The sequence below is a fragment of the Streptomyces sp. ISL-36 genome (assembly GCF_018614205.1).
Classification (GTDB): domain Bacteria; phylum Actinomycetota; class Actinomycetes; order Streptomycetales; family Streptomycetaceae; genus Streptomyces.
This window is the reverse complement of the sequence record NZ_JAGGOS010000020.1, coordinates 1-17217: the sequence shown is the minus strand read 5'-3', so window position 1 is coordinate 17217 and position 17217 is coordinate 1. Positions and strand designations below refer to the sequence as shown.

At 66.0% G+C, this 17217-nt stretch carries 17 protein-coding genes; 6 read left to right on the top strand and 11 right to left on the bottom strand.

Translation table 11 applies throughout. The features are described from left to right. Positions 1–13: 13 nt before the first annotated feature. Positions 14–664, bottom strand: a complete 651-nt coding sequence (locus J7E93_RS05655) for a hypothetical protein (RefSeq protein WP_215066142.1) — start codon at positions 662–664, stop codon at positions 14–16. Positions 665–745: 81 nt separating this feature from the next. Here J7E93_RS05655 and J7E93_RS05650 point away from each other — a divergent pair, with 81 nt between their 5' ends. From J7E93_RS05650 to J7E93_RS05635, 4 genes are all read left to right on the top strand, one after another. Then, a complete protein-coding gene (locus J7E93_RS05650) occupies positions 746–1633 on the top strand; it encodes a nucleic acid/nucleotide deaminase domain-containing protein (protein WP_215066141.1) in 888 nt (295 codons plus the stop codon). Between the two features lie 1034 nt (positions 1634–2667). Continuing rightward, complete coding sequence (locus J7E93_RS36765) at positions 2668–3303, top strand: hypothetical protein (RefSeq protein ID WP_251066098.1); 636 nt, start codon at positions 2668–2670, stop codon at positions 3301–3303. A 113-nt stretch (positions 3304–3416) separates the two neighbouring features. Further along, on the top strand, positions 3417–4481 hold the full coding sequence (locus tag J7E93_RS05640) for a hypothetical protein (protein WP_215066139.1): 1065 nt from the start codon (positions 3417–3419) through the stop codon (positions 4479–4481). 169 nt (positions 4482–4650) lie between these two features. Beyond that, on the top strand, positions 4651–5445 hold the full coding sequence (locus tag J7E93_RS05635) for an IS5 family transposase (RefSeq protein ID WP_251066097.1): 795 nt from the start codon (positions 4651–4653) through the stop codon (positions 5443–5445). Here J7E93_RS05635 and J7E93_RS05630 read toward each other — a convergent pair. Then, positions 5393–5968: a hypothetical protein gene (locus tag J7E93_RS05630; protein WP_215066137.1), complete on the bottom strand. Its 576-nt coding sequence runs from the start codon at positions 5966–5968 to the stop codon at positions 5393–5395. The two genes, J7E93_RS05635 and J7E93_RS05630, sit on opposite strands and share 53 nt — an antisense overlap. 158 nt (positions 5969–6126) lie before the next feature. Between J7E93_RS05630 and J7E93_RS37760 the strand changes: the two genes are divergently transcribed. Both J7E93_RS37760 and J7E93_RS05620 read left to right on the top strand, forming a co-directional pair. Beyond that, positions 6127–6594 (top strand): nucleic acid/nucleotide deaminase domain-containing protein, encoded by a 468-nt coding sequence (locus tag J7E93_RS37760; RefSeq protein ID WP_215066136.1) that lies wholly within the window; start codon positions 6127–6129, stop codon positions 6592–6594. Between the two features lie 18 nt (positions 6595–6612). Continuing rightward, complete coding sequence (locus J7E93_RS05620; RefSeq protein WP_215066135.1) at positions 6613–7167, top strand: SUKH-4 family immunity protein; 555 nt, start codon at positions 6613–6615, stop codon at positions 7165–7167. Positions 7168–7553: 386 nt separating this feature from the next. Here the strand turns inward: J7E93_RS05620 and J7E93_RS05615 are convergent, their stop codons facing one another. From J7E93_RS05615 to J7E93_RS05580, 9 genes are all read right to left on the bottom strand, one after another. Then, positions 7554–8537 (bottom strand): hypothetical protein, encoded by a 984-nt coding sequence (locus J7E93_RS05615; protein ID WP_215066134.1) that lies wholly within the window; start codon positions 8535–8537, stop codon positions 7554–7556. Positions 8538–9150: 613 nt separating this feature from the next. Next, a complete protein-coding gene (locus J7E93_RS05610; RefSeq protein WP_215066133.1) occupies positions 9151–10977 on the bottom strand; it encodes a hypothetical protein in 1827 nt (608 codons plus the stop codon). A gap of 36 nt (positions 10978–11013) precedes the next feature. Continuing rightward, complete coding sequence (locus tag J7E93_RS37985) at positions 11014–12243, bottom strand: TIGR02391 family protein (RefSeq protein ID WP_308367862.1); 1230 nt, start codon at positions 12241–12243, stop codon at positions 11014–11016. Between the two features lie 77 nt (positions 12244–12320). Then, positions 12321–12707: a hypothetical protein gene (locus J7E93_RS05600; RefSeq protein WP_215066132.1), complete on the bottom strand. Its 387-nt coding sequence runs from the start codon at positions 12705–12707 to the stop codon at positions 12321–12323. Between the two features lie 474 nt (positions 12708–13181). After that, on the bottom strand, positions 13182–14237 hold the full coding sequence (locus J7E93_RS05595; protein WP_215066131.1) for a hypothetical protein: 1056 nt from the start codon (positions 14235–14237) through the stop codon (positions 13182–13184). Then, positions 14237–14581 (bottom strand): hypothetical protein, encoded by a 345-nt coding sequence (locus tag J7E93_RS05590; protein ID WP_215066130.1) that lies wholly within the window; start codon positions 14579–14581, stop codon positions 14237–14239. The genes J7E93_RS05595 and J7E93_RS05590 overlap by 1 nt, the downstream gene beginning before the upstream one ends. Positions 14582–14829: 248 nt before the next feature. Next, positions 14830–15477: a hypothetical protein gene (locus J7E93_RS36750; protein ID WP_251066095.1), complete on the bottom strand. Its 648-nt coding sequence runs from the start codon at positions 15475–15477 to the stop codon at positions 14830–14832. Positions 15478–15692: 215 nt separating this feature from the next. After that, positions 15693–16367: a terminase large subunit domain-containing protein gene (locus J7E93_RS37980; RefSeq protein WP_308367859.1), complete on the bottom strand. Its 675-nt coding sequence runs from the start codon at positions 16365–16367 to the stop codon at positions 15693–15695. Next, positions 16364–16900 (bottom strand): hypothetical protein, encoded by a 537-nt coding sequence (locus tag J7E93_RS05580; protein WP_215066129.1) that lies wholly within the window; start codon positions 16898–16900, stop codon positions 16364–16366. The genes J7E93_RS37980 and J7E93_RS05580 overlap by 4 nt, the downstream gene beginning before the upstream one ends. Positions 16901–17217 lie beyond the last annotated feature (317 nt).

Sequence of the window (17217 nt, the reverse complement as noted above, 5' to 3'; positions counted from 1 at the left end):
AGCCGTCACTCAGCTATCGCTGTGGTGACCAGCGGCGCAGCCCGCATCTCCGAGTCCACCTTGGGCAGGCAAGGTAATCCCGTACGGCAGCGTTGTCCCCTGTGGCGTCTGCCAAGCGGGTGGCGGCCTCGAAGGCCCGGGACTGGATGCGCTCGATCTCGGCCTGCGCATCGTCGATGGGGTACCCGGCGTCGATGAGCATCTTCACGCCGGTCTCCACGGACAGGACTCCGGCGCCGACTCCCTTGACCACTTCGTCCAGGACGGCGGCGCGGTCGGTGGGCGTGTGCGATCCCCACATGAGGCGGGCGGGCAGCGACTCCCCTGCGGGCCATCCCTCGGCGTGCCCGGCCTGGTGGAGCCGCTGGACCATACGCAGGAGGACGACGTACTTGTGGGCGCGGGCCAGGCGCATAGAGGCGACCAGCGAGTCCAGCGGACCCAGGGCGAGCTGCAGGGCGTAGCCGGAGGGAAGAGCGGTCGGATCGAGGGTGCCGAGGCCCACGGCGGTAAGGCGGGAGTTGGCGGCGACACGGTCGATGAGGTGGTCGACTCGGGCCCGGAGTTCAGCGAGCTGGGCGGAAGTGTCGAGGACGTCCATGCTGCCGTTGTCGTTGAGCTGCCACACCGTGCCGACCCGGACCTTCACCGGCAGGACAGGCACGCATCCTCGCGGATGGGGCACTGCGATCGCACACAGATAAGGTCGTCGATAGCCATCAGCCGACCCTCTTGAGAGGTATCCATGTCGTCCCCCCATCCGGACCGACCTGACGAGCTGGTTCAGCACTTCGGTCGCGAGGGCCTGCGGAGATTCGGCCCGGGCAGCTTGTTGGGAGCTCGAGTGCCCACGGCAGCGCAGATGCTCTTGGAGGAGTCCGGCGTTCCTCGGAGCGTTTTTCCCTACTTTCAGGCGCCGACTGCCGACGAGCCGGTCACCCTGGGAGTTGTCGCCGCGCGAGGTGCTGGGCCGAGGCCGCATGCAGAGATGGAGACATGGCCTCGGATCGGGTTCGATGGCTTGGCACACCTATGTGTCCGACCGGATGGTGCCGTTCAGGCCGTGGTCCTCGAGGACGTGACGGATGCCATGTTCGTCAACACGGACGTCTCGACGCTGAACGCCTCGCTGCTGGCGCTCGACCGTGCCCAGCCCTTGCTCGCCACAGCTTCGAGACTTGAGGAGGCAGCTGCCGTCTACGGTCGTCTCAAAACGGAACTCACGCGTATTGACCAGGCGGCGTTCAACGAGCGGGAGGCTTGGTGGCCCCGCATCCTCGACGACATCCGCCACACGCTCAACTTCCCCTTCTCCGCCGCGTTCGAGTACGTCGACTCATCTGGCACTAAGCAGGTCGTCACGGAAGCCACAGGGCCAGGGCAGCCGCATCCTGAAGAGATCATCTGGCGTCGCTTGTCGGATGCCGGCGTGGAACCGGACCAGGTTCGCCGCGTTTACTGCGAGCTGGAGCCGTGCCTCATGCCAGGCCACTACTGCGCGGTGTGGATGCAAAGGGCCTTCCCAGGAGCAGAGTTCACTCACAGCTTCGACTACGGAGACACTGCGGAGTCCCGCGAGGAGGGAATGAAGCAGTTGATCACTCACGCTGCAGAGCAATCGAGGGGCCGCTGATGCGCTGGGAACGACCTGCCGCTGGCCGTGAACCTGCGGCAGCGGCACTGCTGGGCTGGCTTGCCGATCCTCAGGCTCCTCGTCTCTGTCTGGTCTCTGGGTCCGAGGGCTGCGGGAAATCGGCATTGCTTGCGTGGCTCGTTCGCCACGGAAGTCAGACGGAGACGGCACCCGAGCGTGCTGTCCACGCCGTCGTTCCTTCCGCTGGGAAGAGTCTGTACGGAACCGTGTGGTCGATCGCTGACCAACTTGGACTGGTGGCTCGCATACCAGGTGAGCTCGTCGCTTCGCTGCGCCTTGATCCACGCCGCACGGTGATCGTCCTTCCGGATCTCCACAGCGAATCAGTCGCCGAACTGGTCCTCGCTCTGATCCAACTGCCGCAGCTGAGACTGATCGTCGAGTCCCGGACTGGGAGCCCGGCACACCGCCTTCTGGCCCAGGCTGAGTGTGCTGAGCTCAATCTGGACTTGGAGCAGTGGCGAGACGAGCACCGCTATGAGCAGTGGCGGGCGTCGTTGCCCGAAAATGGTGCTCTGGCCACGCCGGCCCCGCGAGTCGGGAACGTAGATCTCTCTGATCCGTTGGCCGTCTGTGAGGCGGACCCGTGGGAGGTCACCGCAGCGTTCGAAGCAGAGACGGAACACTCACACGGCGGGCTTCGTGACGCGTGGCTGCGCGCAGGCCAGGCTCTGCGTTTCGAGCAGCCGCCTGCATCCCGTGCTCTAACGTTGCTAACCGTCCTGGGTGACGGTGCGGATCCCAGGCTGGCGCCCGCACTGGCTGCCCAAGCGCACGCCAGTCCTTGGAGAATGGAGTGGAGCCGTGTCCGCGGCGACATGGCGCCGCCCTGGCCTGGGCCTGTCTCTGCGCTGGCGACAGGGAAAGGCCCTCTTGCCAACTGCCTGCTCATAGCCGGACACGGCAGCGTTACCCGAATTGTGCACGTCGCTGACGCAACCTCTCGTGGACGGCTGTCGTGGGCAGGGGTTCAGCCAGATTCACTTTCGGTGCTGGCAGACGGAACGGTGGTCATGCTGGACGAGCACGGCCGAGTCCACACGGACACGACGTGGGTCGCACAGCCGGGAGGATCAGGCATCGCAGGGCTACTCAGCGACGCTCCCACCGGCACTGAGGTACTAACCAATGATCTGCGAGAGCAGGTCGGTACAGCCCTGGCGTATACCGAGGGCCGCGCAGTGGGAGTTGCGGCACTGGGTGACGCAACAGGCACAGTGCGGGCCTTCGGGGATGTAGCGGCCACAGTGGCGTTGCACAACGGACCGGTCACTGCTCTTGCTGCGGTCAGGATGCGACTGGATAGCGAGACGACTGTGCCTCTCATATACAGCGGCGGCGTGGACGGCGCCGTCCACGTATGGTCGCCTGGCAACGCGCCCATGACCGCACCCGTTCTTCAACGGCCCTGCCCTGTGGTCTCCCTCGACGCCGAGGCCACGAAGAACGGGCTTGCGACCGTTGTCGCTTGGGGCGACGGCGCCGTCGAGTGCGTCTACTGGGACACCGGCGTTCAGCAAACGTTCCGGCCCGGACCACCCGTTCGCGCAGTCGTTCTCGATGAGGACGGCCGCGTCCTAATCGGCATGGACGAGGCTCTGACCTGCCTCATTCCACAGCAGCCGCGCTTCGACGGAGATGTCGCCTAGCTGCGGGGTGCGAGTTGACCGATTTCACAGCGTCCTCACCCTTGCCAAGTTGACGGCCCCTCAGTCTGTGGCGAGAGTGGGAGGTTGGCGCTGAACGGGGGTTTCATATGGGGATGACGCTGCCTGATGACCTGGTTGAGGTCTTGGACCTTGTGGGCGTCGACTGGCCGCAGATCGACGAGGACGAGGTCAAGGCCTCAGCCAAGGACTACCGCAAACTGGCCGAGGGCATCCGCGACGCGGTCAAGGAAGGCAACAACGCCTGCTCCCACATCGTCGCCGGCAAGAGCAAAGGCGAGACGGTCACAGCCATCGACCGCCGCTGGGGCAAACTCACCACCAGAGACCTGGCGACCTTCGCCAAAGGATGCGACGACCTCGCCGGCGCACTGGACGACTGTGCCGACCTCATCGTCGGCTGCAAAGTCGCGATCATCGCCAAGCTGACCGCGACCGCCGCCACCGCCACCGCCGGGGTCGTCGGCATGTTCTTCACCGCCGGTCTCAGCGGCCTGCTGTCCGCCGCGGCCATCGGCGCAGCACGGCTCCTCATTCAGGAAGCCATCGACTACGCCATCGACCAGATCACCTCGATCGTCACCGACAAGATCGAAGGCAAGATCCTCGGGGAGATCGAGAAGCTGTTCTCCGACAAGCTCGGCGGTGGAGCAACTCATGACGTCATGGCCTCAGGCAGCACCGACATGGCCCAGGACCTCGTCATCGAGTTCGCCGAGTTCGAACAAGCGGCCGGCGATTACCAGAAGACCGCCACCAACTTCGACAAGAAAAAGGGCGAGTTCAAGGACGGCGGAGTCGGCCGCAAGACGTCGGTCAAGAAAGACAGCCGCTTCCACAAGCTCGCCACCGTCATGGACAAGGCCGAGGACGCGGTCGACAAGAAGGCCGACCAGATGGTCAAGACCCTCGAAGACCACGGCGGCAAGATCGACAAGAGCAATGGCAGCCACAAGGACCACGACGACGACGTCAAGGACAAGCTCAAGAAGTGCGACAAGGATGACGACGCAGTCCCGATGTACCTCCTCAACGCAGACGGCACTGTCCAACGCCTCAGAAGCCGTATCTCAACCGATCTTGGAACGTGCAGGTCGAACGGAGTTCCTGGTCGGGTGATCTTCCGCCGGTACGCGCATGAAGGCAGGGCCTCCTGGTAGCTCGGGGGTGCGATCCCATTCCGAGCGGTTCCCGGAGGCCCTGTTGTCGTTGTTGTACGCGTCCGAGCCCGTTGACTTCAACTCGCCCGTCGTGTCGTGCGATTGTCTCGCGCACGTGTACGGCAACGCGGCCGATCATCCCGATCGGGTGCGCCGGTATCCGTCGGACATGACGGACGCGGAGTGGGCGGCCGTGCGGACATTGTTGCCGGTGCCGGCCTGGCTTCAGGGGCGGGGCGGACGGCCCGAGGGCTACTGCCATCGGCAACTGCTGGACGCGATCCGTTACCTGGTCGCGGGCGGGATCCCGTGGCGGGCACTGCCCGCGGACTTCCCCGGCTGGGGCCGGGTTTACGCCTTCTTCCGGCGCTGGCGCGAGCACGGGCTGATCGCCGAGTTCCACGACCGGCTGCGCGGGAAGGTCCGTGAGCATGAGGGCCGCGAGGCCGAGCCCACGGCGGGGATCATCGACGCGCAGTCGGTGCGGGCCGCCGCGACGGTGCCGGCCCCCTCACGCGGCTACGACGGCGGGAAGAAGGTGCCAGGCCGCAAACGGCACATCGTGACCGACACCCTCGGTCTGCTCCTGGTCGTCACGGTCACCGCCGCGAACATCGGCGACCACGACGCCGCGGCGGGCCTGTTGACACGGCTGCGCCGCCTGCACCGCGACATCACCCTCGTCTGGGCCGACGGCGGCTACACCGGCGGCCTCGTCGACTGGTGCCGGGACAAACTCGCCCTGACTTTGGAGATCGTCAAGCGCACCGACGACATGACAGGGTTCGTGGTGCTGCCCAGGCGTTGGGTGGCAGAGCGCACGTTCGCGTGGCTGATGAACTCCCGCCGACTGGCCCGGGACTACGAGACCCTGCCCGCCACCAGCGAAGCGATGATCCAGTGGTCGATGGTCACGCGGATGAGCCGACGTCTGGCACGGCCACGGGCCGCCGGCCGGCACTGAATGCCCCCGACGTCTCCAGGAGGAGCCATCCGCGCTCCGCCAGGCGCCGGGCTTTCGACCGCAGCCCCTCGACCTTCGCTGGGGTCGCCCCAAGGCCCAGCTCCACAGCGATCTCCTTGGCTCGAAGCGGCCCGTGACCCGTGGACCGCTGCTGTTCGAGCACGCCCAGAATCCGCTGATAGTCCGGCGCCAGAACCGTCACCGGCAGCCCTTCCCGCCAGGGCGGCACCGTCGAGCCCGGCACCGGCCCGAGCGACGGCGCCGCTTCCTCCTCCGCCCCGGTCGTGGTCACGGCAGTGGACTCGGCCGCAGAGACTGCCAGGGCCTCTACCAGTTCCTCCCGCGCGATCACCCGCCGGTCCAACTCGATCTCCGCGGCCTCCAACACCTCAGCCAGCCCAGCGAGTTCCTCCCGCAAGCCCTCCACCCGCACGCGGGCAGCCGCCTCCCGCTCCTCCAACATTCCCAGCACCGACGCCACCGCGCACCCCTTGACCATGAAGCGGACACAAGACGTCGACATGGCTCCCTCAACCCGAGCGAAACCATTCCTGACCAGCAGAAACCAAGGGATCACGTTCGGTTGAGATACGGCTTCTCAGTGCCAGCGGCGACCTGGACTCCCTCAGCGCCAGCGACAAGAGTCGCCTCGACGGAGTTCTCACCGACGGTAAGGCGTGGGTGCCGAAGACCGAGAAGGAAAAGGCCGAGTGGCACACTCCCCAGGGCCACACAGGGAAGGTCACTTCACAGAAGGTCAGCACGGACGGCTATGACCTCGCCCAAGCTACACAGTCGGCGCGCATAGCGCGCGATGACTACAAGGGAACGAACTACGCCGCCGGCCGGTACATCGCGCCAGACGGCCAAGAATCCATCCTGGTCGCCTACAGCAACAAGGCGGGACACTCCGAGCGCATGCTTGGCCGACCTCTTCTCCATAACGGGGCAGGCGACGGACTGAAAGAAGTGTTCACCGAACGTGAGCCTTGTAAGAAGAACCCAGAGTGCGCCCGATGGCTTGACGCGTATTTTGGTAGCGACCTGAAGGTGACACATGTAGCCGACTACTATAAACCCGACGGCACAACGACTAACAAAGAGCACATAACCTACCGGGACAATCTCCGGAAAGCTCACGGTAAATAACTACGACGAGGTACGGCAGTGAATTTCACAGTTACTCCCGAAGACGTCATCAGGACGTACGGTCTGAGCAACGTCACCTACTTCCCCCGCAGCAACGTAGCCGGCTACGACGAGCGTACTGCGGCCTTCCTGAGCTCGGTCGGCCTGCCCACCTCTGACGTCTTCACCTCCCGCATGGACGTCGAAGACCCCTACGGGCCCGAGACTGACGCGATCACCCTGGGAAGCCGATTCGAGCTCTACGGCTTGCACTGCCCCCCGGAAAGCCAGTCATGGTGGAGCCTGGGCTACCTGTTCACATCACTCCTCGCACTCGACCCGAAGTCAGGCAAGGTCTACGCCTTCCCTGAAGGCGCCATGGACTACATCGAGCTCCATCGAGACATCGAGTCCCTCGTGTTCGCCCTCATCGAGCTCCGCAAGGTCGAGGTCGACCACGACAACGACATCGACCCAGAAGAGCTGGCAGCGCGCTTTCGCGAGGTAGTTGGAGCCTTCGACGAGACCCCCTTCGCCGACGAGGACTCCCAGTGGAACCTCTCCCTCGAAGAGCTGGAGAACGGCATCTGGTGAACAGCCACAGGCAGAACGGCGCCCCACGTAGCTTCCCGCTGCTGCATAACGAACCCGACCAGCGCATCGGGGGTGTCAGCCTTCAGATCACCAGACAGCTCCTTCACTCCCACTCGGCCGCCCTGATCCATCTCGGGCGGACAAGTCGTCCCGCTTGTCTGACGAGCCTTCCGGCGAGGCGCCGACGATCGGGGATCTCGGCCAGCCGTCCCGGCACACACCGAGCGGCACTCGCGGCCATGGAAGTGGCGGCGCGCCATCCGGGAACCTTTCAGTGGCCTACAGCCCCCTCTCGCAAGAGGCCAGCGTAGTCACCGCTCCGGTGGCGCTCGCCGCCCCAGACGTGATCCGCCCCTGGATGGCCGCGTATCTAACAAGGGAAGGTCCTACCTTCCCTTGTCGAGTCGCCAATCCCAGAGGCCTTGACCATCGTTCTGCGCTCGCAGCGCATCCAGCAGTTCCGCAGCTTGGAGCATGGAGGCCTCCCGCCAAGCCTTATAGGCTTCCATGGGTGCTTCTTCCTGCACGAGCCGTGCCCAGCCACGACCATTCGTGCGCCTTGACTGGTCCGGGTCGACGACAAAGTAAGTCACCGTCCAGTCGGGATTCTTGAGAATTCCCGGCTGCTCGCTTACAGCGATGGTCTGGAAACCCCGTGCAGGTGAGCTCAGCAACTTGCTGAGGTGATCGAAGCCCAATGGGTGCACCGAGTCCAGAACTTCATCCAGAAGCAAGATGGTTGGGCGAACCCGGGCATAGGTTTCTGCCAGCGCGATGAGAAGTTCCACCGCAACGATGGGGTCTATGCGCCGTTCATCGGTTGCTTCGTAGCGATACTGATTGCCGTCAACGTTGACAACGGCATGGATGCGATCGCCTGCGATACGGACGTCCCTCACGGCTCCGTCCACAACCTTTGGGACGCTCAGCAGCGTCTGACGGACATTCCATGGGTCTAAGCCGAGTTCAGATGCCACTGCCGAAAGCCGTCCACACGAGAAGACGTCGAAGGACCGGGGGTTGGAGATCACTTGGTAAGGCTGAACGACGAAGGGGACGTCCAGGCCATCCAGGGAGAAGTCCAGGTTGCTGCCTGACGCCTTGATCGCCGCCGTGCGCGGCTGCGGGTCGTACCAGTTGATCGCCGCGTGTACCGAAGAGTTCGGGTAGGCGACACGTTGCATGATCGGTGAGGGCTGGGACAGGCCGGACAACAGGGACAGGAAGAGTGTCTTTCCGGAGTTGTTGGGGCCCATGAACATGTTGCAGCGGGAGAACTCGACAGTGGTGGGCTCGGCCAGCCACACATCCTCCGTGATCTCGATAGATCGTATCCATCCGAATGGGCGGGCGATGCCGGTGTGTTCCATACGAACCCGCGTTTCGTGCAGGTCACGCCAACCTCGCAGAAGGGTGGCCGGATAATCACCTCCTTGGTTTGTGTCCACGAGTCGGCCACAGCTGGCGCACAACCAGATGCCGTTGTTCGCGTCCCGTCTCTGCTCGGCAGACAGCCCGCCGGTGCCTCGCGGTCCACCAGTAGCGGCAGCGTAGATGTGGGCAGCCGTTCCTGATCGCTCCACATCCTTGGCACCGGTACCTGGGCCGATCGTCAGGCGACCGCACTCCGGATTGGAGCATCGAAACGCAGCACGCTGGGCCAAGAGGTGCTTGGTCGGGTCTGAGAAGTCAGCTCGGCCTGTGTTCGTCGAATCCCCCACCAGAACCCTTCCCGTGTGCCAGCCAGCCCGGTTGGGCTCGCTATCTCATCAGCTTTGCACTCGACACTGACACCTTCTGGCAGGGATGGTAGAAGGACCTCAGCGCCTGGCTGAGGTCCTTCTACGCCACACGCTACGACCACGGAGCCCGAAGTTTTCGATCAAAGTGCAAGGTGGTCAGACGCGCATCACTACCGCCGACGGGAGCGCGCCGACCGCCCAGGCGAGGGCAGGGTTTAGGGGAGGTCGTCAACGCTCGCACCTACTCCACTTCCCGGTCAGGCACCAGCGGTACCGTCGTCATTTCCAAATCCACTGCCGGTAGATGCAGGTAAGACCGGACTGCGGCGTTGTCGCCGGTGGCGTCGGCGAGGCGAGCGGCGGCCTCGAAAGCCCGGGACTGGATGCGCTCGATCTCCACCTGCGGGTTGTCGATCGGGTATCCAGCGTCGACGAGCATCTTCACGCCGGTCTCCACCGACAGGACGCCGGCGCCGACTCCCTTGACGACCTCGTCCAGGACGGCGGCGCGGTCGGTGGGGGTGTGAGGCCCCCAAATCAGACGGGCAGGCAGAGACTCCCCCGCGGGCCATCCGTCGGCGTGGCCGGCCTGGTGGAGGCGCTGAACCATGCGCAGGAGGACCGCGTACTTGTGGTCGCGGGCCAGGCGCATGGCGGCGATCAGCGAGTCCAGTGGACCCAAGGCGAGCTGGAGGGCGTAGCCGGAGGGCAGCGCGGTCGGGTCAAGGGTGCCAAGGCCAGCGGCGGTGAGGCGGGAGTTCGCGGCGACGCGGTCGATGAGGTGGTCGACTCGGGCCCGGAGTTCGGCGAGCTGGGCGGAAGTGTCGAGGACGTCCATGCTGCCGTTGTCGTTGAGCTGCCACACCGTGCCGGCCCGGACCTTCACCGGCAGCGGGTGTCCAGTGGCCCGGTCGATGGGCAGGCGTGCCCCGGACAGGCCGATGATCGGGGAGCCGGTCGTCGCGGATGCCCCAGAGCTGTCGGTGTCGGTGGCCGACAGCTCATCGAGGCCCTGGAGGACGGTGGCGATGGTGGGCTTGCCCCAGTGTTCGCCGCTGGTGGGGATAGTGTTGGTGATGTGGACCAGGGGGATGAAGTCGCAGCGCAGGTCGAGGCGGTCGAGAACTTCGCCGTCTGAGCGCACCCGGTAGGTCGCCTTGTGCAGCGGCAGGTCGTAGAGCAGGTCGGCGTGGTGGAGGTCGTCCAGCTCCCATTCGGCGTCCGTGAGGTAGCACGTCCACTGGCTGGGCCGGGTCGGCGCCCACGGGTAGGTGCGTGTGATGACGCCGCTGTCCTTGTTGAGCTCGTCGCCCCCGACGAGGACCGGTGTCCCGTCCTCGCCGTACAGGAACTCGCGCACCGCGCCTCCGCCCTTGACTGTGCCCCGGCGGCTGGCCGGACCAATGGGAGCGAGCTCGTAGGTGATCCGGCGCACCCTGGTCTTCAGGCCTCGCCGCTTGTCCTCGGGCAGTTCCCAGGCCAGGTGGACCCGCATCGGAAAGTCACCGCCGTCTTCGCCGTCCTCCGGCCACTCCGGGAAGTACAGGCCCGGGTCCCAGGTGCGCAGCAGGACGCGTCCCTTCCCCGGGTCCCACGCCAGGGTGTAGACACCGTCGCCGAGGAGGATCGCGTTCCGCTCGGCCTGCTGGACCCGGAGCGTCAGCAGCTCCTTTTCCGCCCACGCCCGAAGCCGCTCTTGCACGGCTCGGGCCGCAGCGGCTTCCGGAGACGGCTCGTCGCCGGCGTGCTCGGCGCCGACCACGCTGATGGTCTGCTCGGAGCCCAGGAGGTAGCCGAGGGCGGTGTCGACGATCTTGGAGGCGTCGCCCAACTCCCGCCGCTCTTCCCCGCGATCGTCGTCTCCGCTCAGCTCGGCGAGCTGCCCGGCCTGGTTGGAGTCATAGGCGGCCAACAGCCGGTAAGCGGCCAGGCGGCGCAGGTCCTCGTCGGGAACCCACGACGACGTCAGGTCCGCCCAGGCATTCCGCCCCGGTCGGCGCGGGTCGGCCATGGTCGGCTTGTAGTCCAGCCAGCTCCAGGCGTCGGTGATGAGATCGCGCAGGCCCACAGTGCCCCTCCAGGCAGTCGGCCCCACGCCGCTTGATTACTCTACCGAGGACTCTTCGGCCGCCGCGGCCTTGAGTGCCTGCTCCGCCACGTCGAGCCTCCGCATCAGCAGACTGGCGAACGCGAGCATTTCCAGAACCTCGGCTTCCTCCTCCGCGTAGTGGGGTCCGTGCACACGAGGGTTCCGCAGCCCGGCCATGGCACCGCGAAACAGGTCACGGAACCCATCCTGTTCGCTGGTCTGGGACGCTCCTTCGGCCCTCGCCACCATCAAGCGGGGATTCGTGCCGCCGAAGGCATTGCCCATCAGCTTGGCACCCACCTCGCTCGAATCGATGAGGTTCTGCACGCGGTACTCCACAGCTTGGAAAGCCTTCTGTACGGCGTCTGCGAAGTGGCCGGTGGCGTATCGGTCTGCCACGGCTTCGACGATGGTGTCGTGCAGCGCGCACTCGACTGACCACCGCGAGTCCGGCTGGCTGTCGCCAGGGGCGTTCGCCTCGTTCGCCTCGCGGGCCTGAGGAGGGGCAACGGCGGCAACCATGCCTGCGACGTTCTTCAACAGCAGTGCGTCACACCGAATGCGCCAGTAGTCGCCCAGCGTAGCCACACCGGCAAACGGTCTGACCTCTCGATCGAACCGCAGCTCCCATCCGTAGTCGTCACCGAACCCGGTTCCCTTGAACTGTGGCTCGCCAGCCAGCAACTTCGCGGCGCGCATCAGCACTCCGGCACGAATCGACTCCACACGGCTCTTCTTAGCCGCGTAGTCCTCAAGGAAGGACTTGGGCATAACCCCGCCCTCGTCCTTGATGAACCCAAGAACGCTCTCAGGCCAGCGCATCGAGTCCGATGCCAGGAGCTTGTAGGCACGACTCGCTTGGATGAACGGATCCCGGCGGTCAGGCGTCGGCTTCCAGCTTCTCTCCACCGCCGCTGCGAGGCGGGTCAGCAGGACTGCGGCTTCCACTTCGGGCCTGGCCAGGCCCTCGGAGCACGCGATTGCACCCGGGAGTGTTAGCTGTAGGCGAGTCTCGGGAGACGGCAGGTGGTTCCAGCGATTCCGGTCAGGCCCGATCAGCAGCCCGTCCGGCAGTTGCCCTATGGCGTCTTCGCTCTTGACGTCCTTCGCGTACAGCGCCCTGTCGATGGCATCGAACTCGGGCCAGTCGCCGGACCGACGAAAGCGCCGGAAAACCAGATCGAGCATCCGCTGCCCGGCATCCCCGGACGGCCCCTCGATCCGTGGCTTGAGACTGTCGCGCACGAATCCCCCTCATTGCTGCGGCACTGCCCAGAAGGGTACGCACTGCCGAGGCGATCGTCGCTGGCTTTCGCACGCATCTAGTGATCCCGCTGAGGACTCTTGGCCTCGGCAACTGCGTCGTCGTGCCCAGGAAGCCCCGGCGCCGGGAAGGAAGAGCAGGCGGCGAGGAATCCCGCCTGGTCACCCGGGGTCTGCTCACGCTCGCCAAGCTGGGTCCACCGTGCCGCGCACTCCTCCTCGCTCGGGCTGGAGTAGGAAGGCGGGGTGCCGTCGGCGATCTTCTGCTGCTGCAGTTCCAGACCCGCGCTGCGCCCGAGCCGGTAGGTCTCGCGTACGCGGTCCAGGTGGGCGGCGCTCTGCTCCTCGGCAGTCGGGGGGCTGGGGTCTGCCGCGCAGCCCGTGAGGCAGGCGGCAGCCAACAGGATGCCGCACGCCGTGACGGACCAGCTCCCCCGAGGTCTCATGATCGCGAGGCTACCAAGGCCCTGGCCCGGTGGACGGTCTGTTTCCTCTTGGGGCCGTTTTGACTACTGGCCTTTCCGTTTCGTGTCGCCCCGCAGCCGTGGGCGCCTCACGCGGCCTGGTAATCGTGCGGTCGGCCACCGCGCCATCGCACCCAGCGCGGATCGTCGAGGATTTGGTCGGGGTCGAGCAGCCCTGCACCCTCAAGGAAGACCACGAGTTCGTGATCGGAGTGGGCCAGCCCGAGGTACGCCACCTCTTGCCCGCGGCCCTGCACCGTGACCCTACGCCCGCCGGTATGGCTGGGCGGGTGCACGACTATCGGGGCCTCGCTCATGGCAGGCGTCTGCCCTGCTAAGCAGTGGCTACTCACTCCCAGAAGCAGCTATTGGGTGACCAGGGATCTGGACCCGGTCCCGGCTGGGCTTTGACTCGGGATTCTCCGAACACGGACGTACCACTGCGGCGCCTCAAAGTCAGTCCAGCAGCGTATAGACATTGGTGTCGACCGGTGCGGGCGCTGACTGTCCGTCATCCGCGGGTTGTCCCGTAGGTGGGCCCTTGGTGGGATTCGGGGGATGTGGCGGCGTTGTGCCGTCCATGGGCTGCCCTGCGGGTGACTCCTTGAAGTTCCGGAGGGCGCGGTCCAAACCTGCAACCTCTCTCGCGACGACGAGGTTCGGCGTCTTCAAGACCTCGGATACCAGCTTGATGTTCTTCTCGATGCATCCCTCAGCGGGCTCCGCGGGGATCTTCCACTTGTCGCCGTCGGGGTAGAACTCAGAGTTGGCACCCGTGTCCACGAGGGCGATGGGGCCGATCTTGAGCTGCTGCCCGCCGTCGTGTTCGAGGATGACGTCTACTACGCCAAGCCACGGCGAGGCGCCGTCGGGGATATTGGGCAGTCCTACCGTGAGCATGAGGCGGTCGTGCTTGTTGGCGGTCACCTCGTAGCTGATCGTCTTAGTGAGGGTGAAGGGCTTCGCTGGCGGTACGGGCTGCTGATCATCCGGGATCTTGAACTGGTAGTTCGCCGAGACGACCACTTCCCCGCCGACTGCGGCGCACGGCTCCAAAGACTGGAGCCGGTTGAACCTGATGCTGGCCTTCGTGACCAAGGAGGCGCCGTTGGCGATGTTCCCCAGCGTGATGTCGATGTGGGGCCCGTGGAGGTTGGTCGCCTTCGTGCGCACAGGGTTCTGTTCAGTGGCATCGTATGACTCCCCGTCGATACCTCCCGTGATGTAGGCCGACAGCTGCGACACTGCGAGATTGGATTTCAGTTCCGGGCCGTGCCGGGCAAGGTTGTTGGACTCCTTGGAGTGTCCCTCGATCCTGATAACGAAGTACGTCACCACCGCTGCACCGGCCAGGATGCCAGCGAGGCCGTACTTAACCCACCTGCGGTGCTTCGCTCGGTGGCCGGCTTCCTCGGGTACCTCCGGAACGATGACGTTGCCGTTCTGAGCGATGTACTGCCGGGCGTTGCCGTGTGCGTTGTTCTCCTGGGTGCCCCTGTGATCGGCGGACATCATGATCCTTGCCGGGCGTCCGGATCATCGTTGATCACGATCGTGCCGTGCTGGACGACGTACTGCCTGGACTGGTCGTGCGAGTGGTTGTTCTGGGTGAAGAACTGTTGCGCCTCTGGTGCCGACGCGCGGACCTGCTCGACGAGTGCCCGGAGCTCGTCTTCGAGCTCTGGATACTCCTCCAGGAGCTCCGTCAGCTTCACCCGCCAGCGATCCGCGAGCGCGGTCCGGATCTGGTCCTGTTCCGCCTCGGACGCCTGCTCCAGCTGGTGCGGGATTCGGTCGAGCTGCACGGAGATGCGCTGCTCCTCCCGATCGTCCCCGCGGTTGAACAGTCGGGCCACGCCCCCCTTGGTACTCTGCCAGGCGTCGGTTGCCGCAGCGGCCACGATCGCTCCGCCCCCCGCAGCCGCCAGCTGAAGCAGCGCCTCTGTCAACACCCTTGATCTCCCGTGTGATTGTCCGCCTCGGTGACTGCGGTCGTTCTGAGGCCAACAACTTAATGCATGGTCAGTTCATGTTGGGTCGAATCCTCCAAGTGGTCGTGGGTGCGCATACGGCCGGCTAGCAGGGGCTGCCACCTCCGGGGCTGTCACCTTCGCCCCTCGAAGCGGTCGTCGGCCGACCCGGGCGGGAGGGTGTCGAGCTGGTCGGGGTCGGCCAGCTCCGTGAGGCCGTGCACGGCGGCGTCCATGCGGTCCGGACTGTCCATGCCTTCGACCCAGGTGACCATCTGGTCTTCCAGCTCGGTGTACTCGCCGACGTGGTGGACGAGTTGCTGCTCGTACAGCTGGGCCACCGGTGCCGCGCGGAGCCGTTTTCCGACTTTCGCGGTGACCTCCAGGATCATCGGCATGAGCAGGCCCTTGGTGACGCCGTCCCTGCGCAGTTGCTCCCACGCCTGGGTGACTACCTGTTTCGCCATGTCTCCGCCGTAGTTCTTCTCCACCACGATGGCGTCGGCCTTGAGCCCCAGAGCCAGGCGACAGGCGGCCAGGCCCCAGTCGTTGGCACCCATCGAGCCGGACCGGTCGGCGAGGACGTAGAGCTGCCGGTCGAAGTCGCGGGCGACGCCGACGATGCCGGTCTCGTCGCCGACGGTGCTCTCGCCGCCGGCGGGGTCGACGGCGACGATGACGCGTGCCATGTCGAGGCCGGAGAACTGGACGGCGTTGATGCGGGCGTTGTCGATCCACTCGCGCTGCCACACGCCTCCCGCGGGCGGTCGCGGCTTCTGCATGTACAGGGCGCCCCAGACTCGTTCGCCGACGCGCTTGCGGGTCTTGGCGTGGTGGGCGGCGCTGAACCGCTCGGGCCACAGTGCTTCTCCTGGTGCCCGGCCAAGGGGATCGTCCGGGCTGTCGGCGAGGGCGGGGAGGTCGATGACGCGCCAGGCGTCGCGCTCGGTGGCGAGGATGCGCCCGGCGAGGTCGTCTTCGTGCCAGCGGGTCTGGATCAGGCAGATGGCGCCGGTCGGTTCGAGTCGGGTTTGGATGACGGAGGTCCACCAGTCCAGGCACGCCTTCGCATGGTCGGGGAGTCGGCGTCCGCCATGTCCTTGACCGGGTCGTCCACGATGGCGATGTGCGCGCCGCGTCCGGTCAGGCCGCCGACGAGGCCTGCTGCGAGGAGTCCGCCCTCGCCGCCGACGATGTCGAAGCGGTTGGCGGCCTGGCTGCCGGGCTTGAGCTGAAGGCCGAGGTCGTCGCCCCAGGTGAGAATGGCGTCCCTAATCCATCGGCCGTGGTCGTCGGCGAGGTCGGCGGAGTAGCTGGCGATCATCATGCGGTGGCCGGGATTGCGCCGCAGGTACCACAGTGGGGCCCAGCGTGAGGCTCGTCGGCTCTTGCCGTGCCGCGGGGGCATGGTGAGCATGACGCGGTCGCAGCGACCCTCGGCCATGTCGATGAACGCCTGGTCGATCAGGTCGAGGTGCGGGGCCTGCATCTCCTGTCCGCCGGTGAGCACGGCGGCGAGCGCGCCCGGGGAGCGGTCCATCGCAAGCTGGCGTTCGGCACGTACGAGCTCGGCCCGTAGTTCCGGGGAGGCGGACTGGGCTATGGAGCGCCGCTGCGCCGGCGGCAGCGTCTTGTAGTGGGCGACGACGCTCTCGTAGTCCCGGGCCCTCACTCCGTGTCCGGATCGGTGAGCGCGATCAGCTTCTCCAGCTCGTCCACAGTCGAGTTCTCGACCTGGACCGGTCCGCCGTCCGGGCCGGACAGCTCGGTGCGGACGGGCATGTCGAGGCCGAGGAGCCGGGCGCGGCGCTCCATGATCCGCAGGGTGCGGTCGACGGCCGCGAGGTCCTGGTCGCGGACGGCCTTCTTGTAGGCGATGAAGAACAGCCGGTCGAGCCTGTCGGCCTCCAGGGCGCGTAGCTCGTCGACGTCGTCGTTCAGCTCGGCGCGCCGGTCGGCGAGCGCGGTGCGGACGTCACGGCAAGCGGCGTGGATCAGGGCCTCGTCGGTCGGTGGGTCCTGCTTCTTCCGGTACCGCTCGATGCCGTACCCCTGCGGGTAGGCGATGCCGTCGCTGTTGACCGCGGGGTCGGCGGCGAGCTTGCGGGCGATCGTCAGCCAGTCCACGCCGGCGAGGCGGAGGTCGATGGCGTCCGAGCGGCGGCGCGCGATGGCCGCACGCGCGGCTTTATCGGGGCGTCCCATGATGGGGGTCCTTCACAGCTCGGGTGCGCCCCCGCGCCCTACGAACATGATCGCTCATGTCGATGAACCCGTGCCCTTGCGACCGCCAGAGATTGAGGCGAACGGCTCCGCGCCTTGGGGCGAGCATCTACCCTTATGCCGTGAGTACCGATGAGGAGAAGCCCAGGAGCATGGCGCCGTGGCATCCTCATCTCGCTCGCGCACAGGCTGAGATGGGGCAGGACTGGCATCGGAGCAACCTCCTGACAGTGTCCGGCTCGCCAGGAACCGGCACGTCTCCGTATCTGAGCAGGCTCCTAGCCTCCCGGTTTCACTTC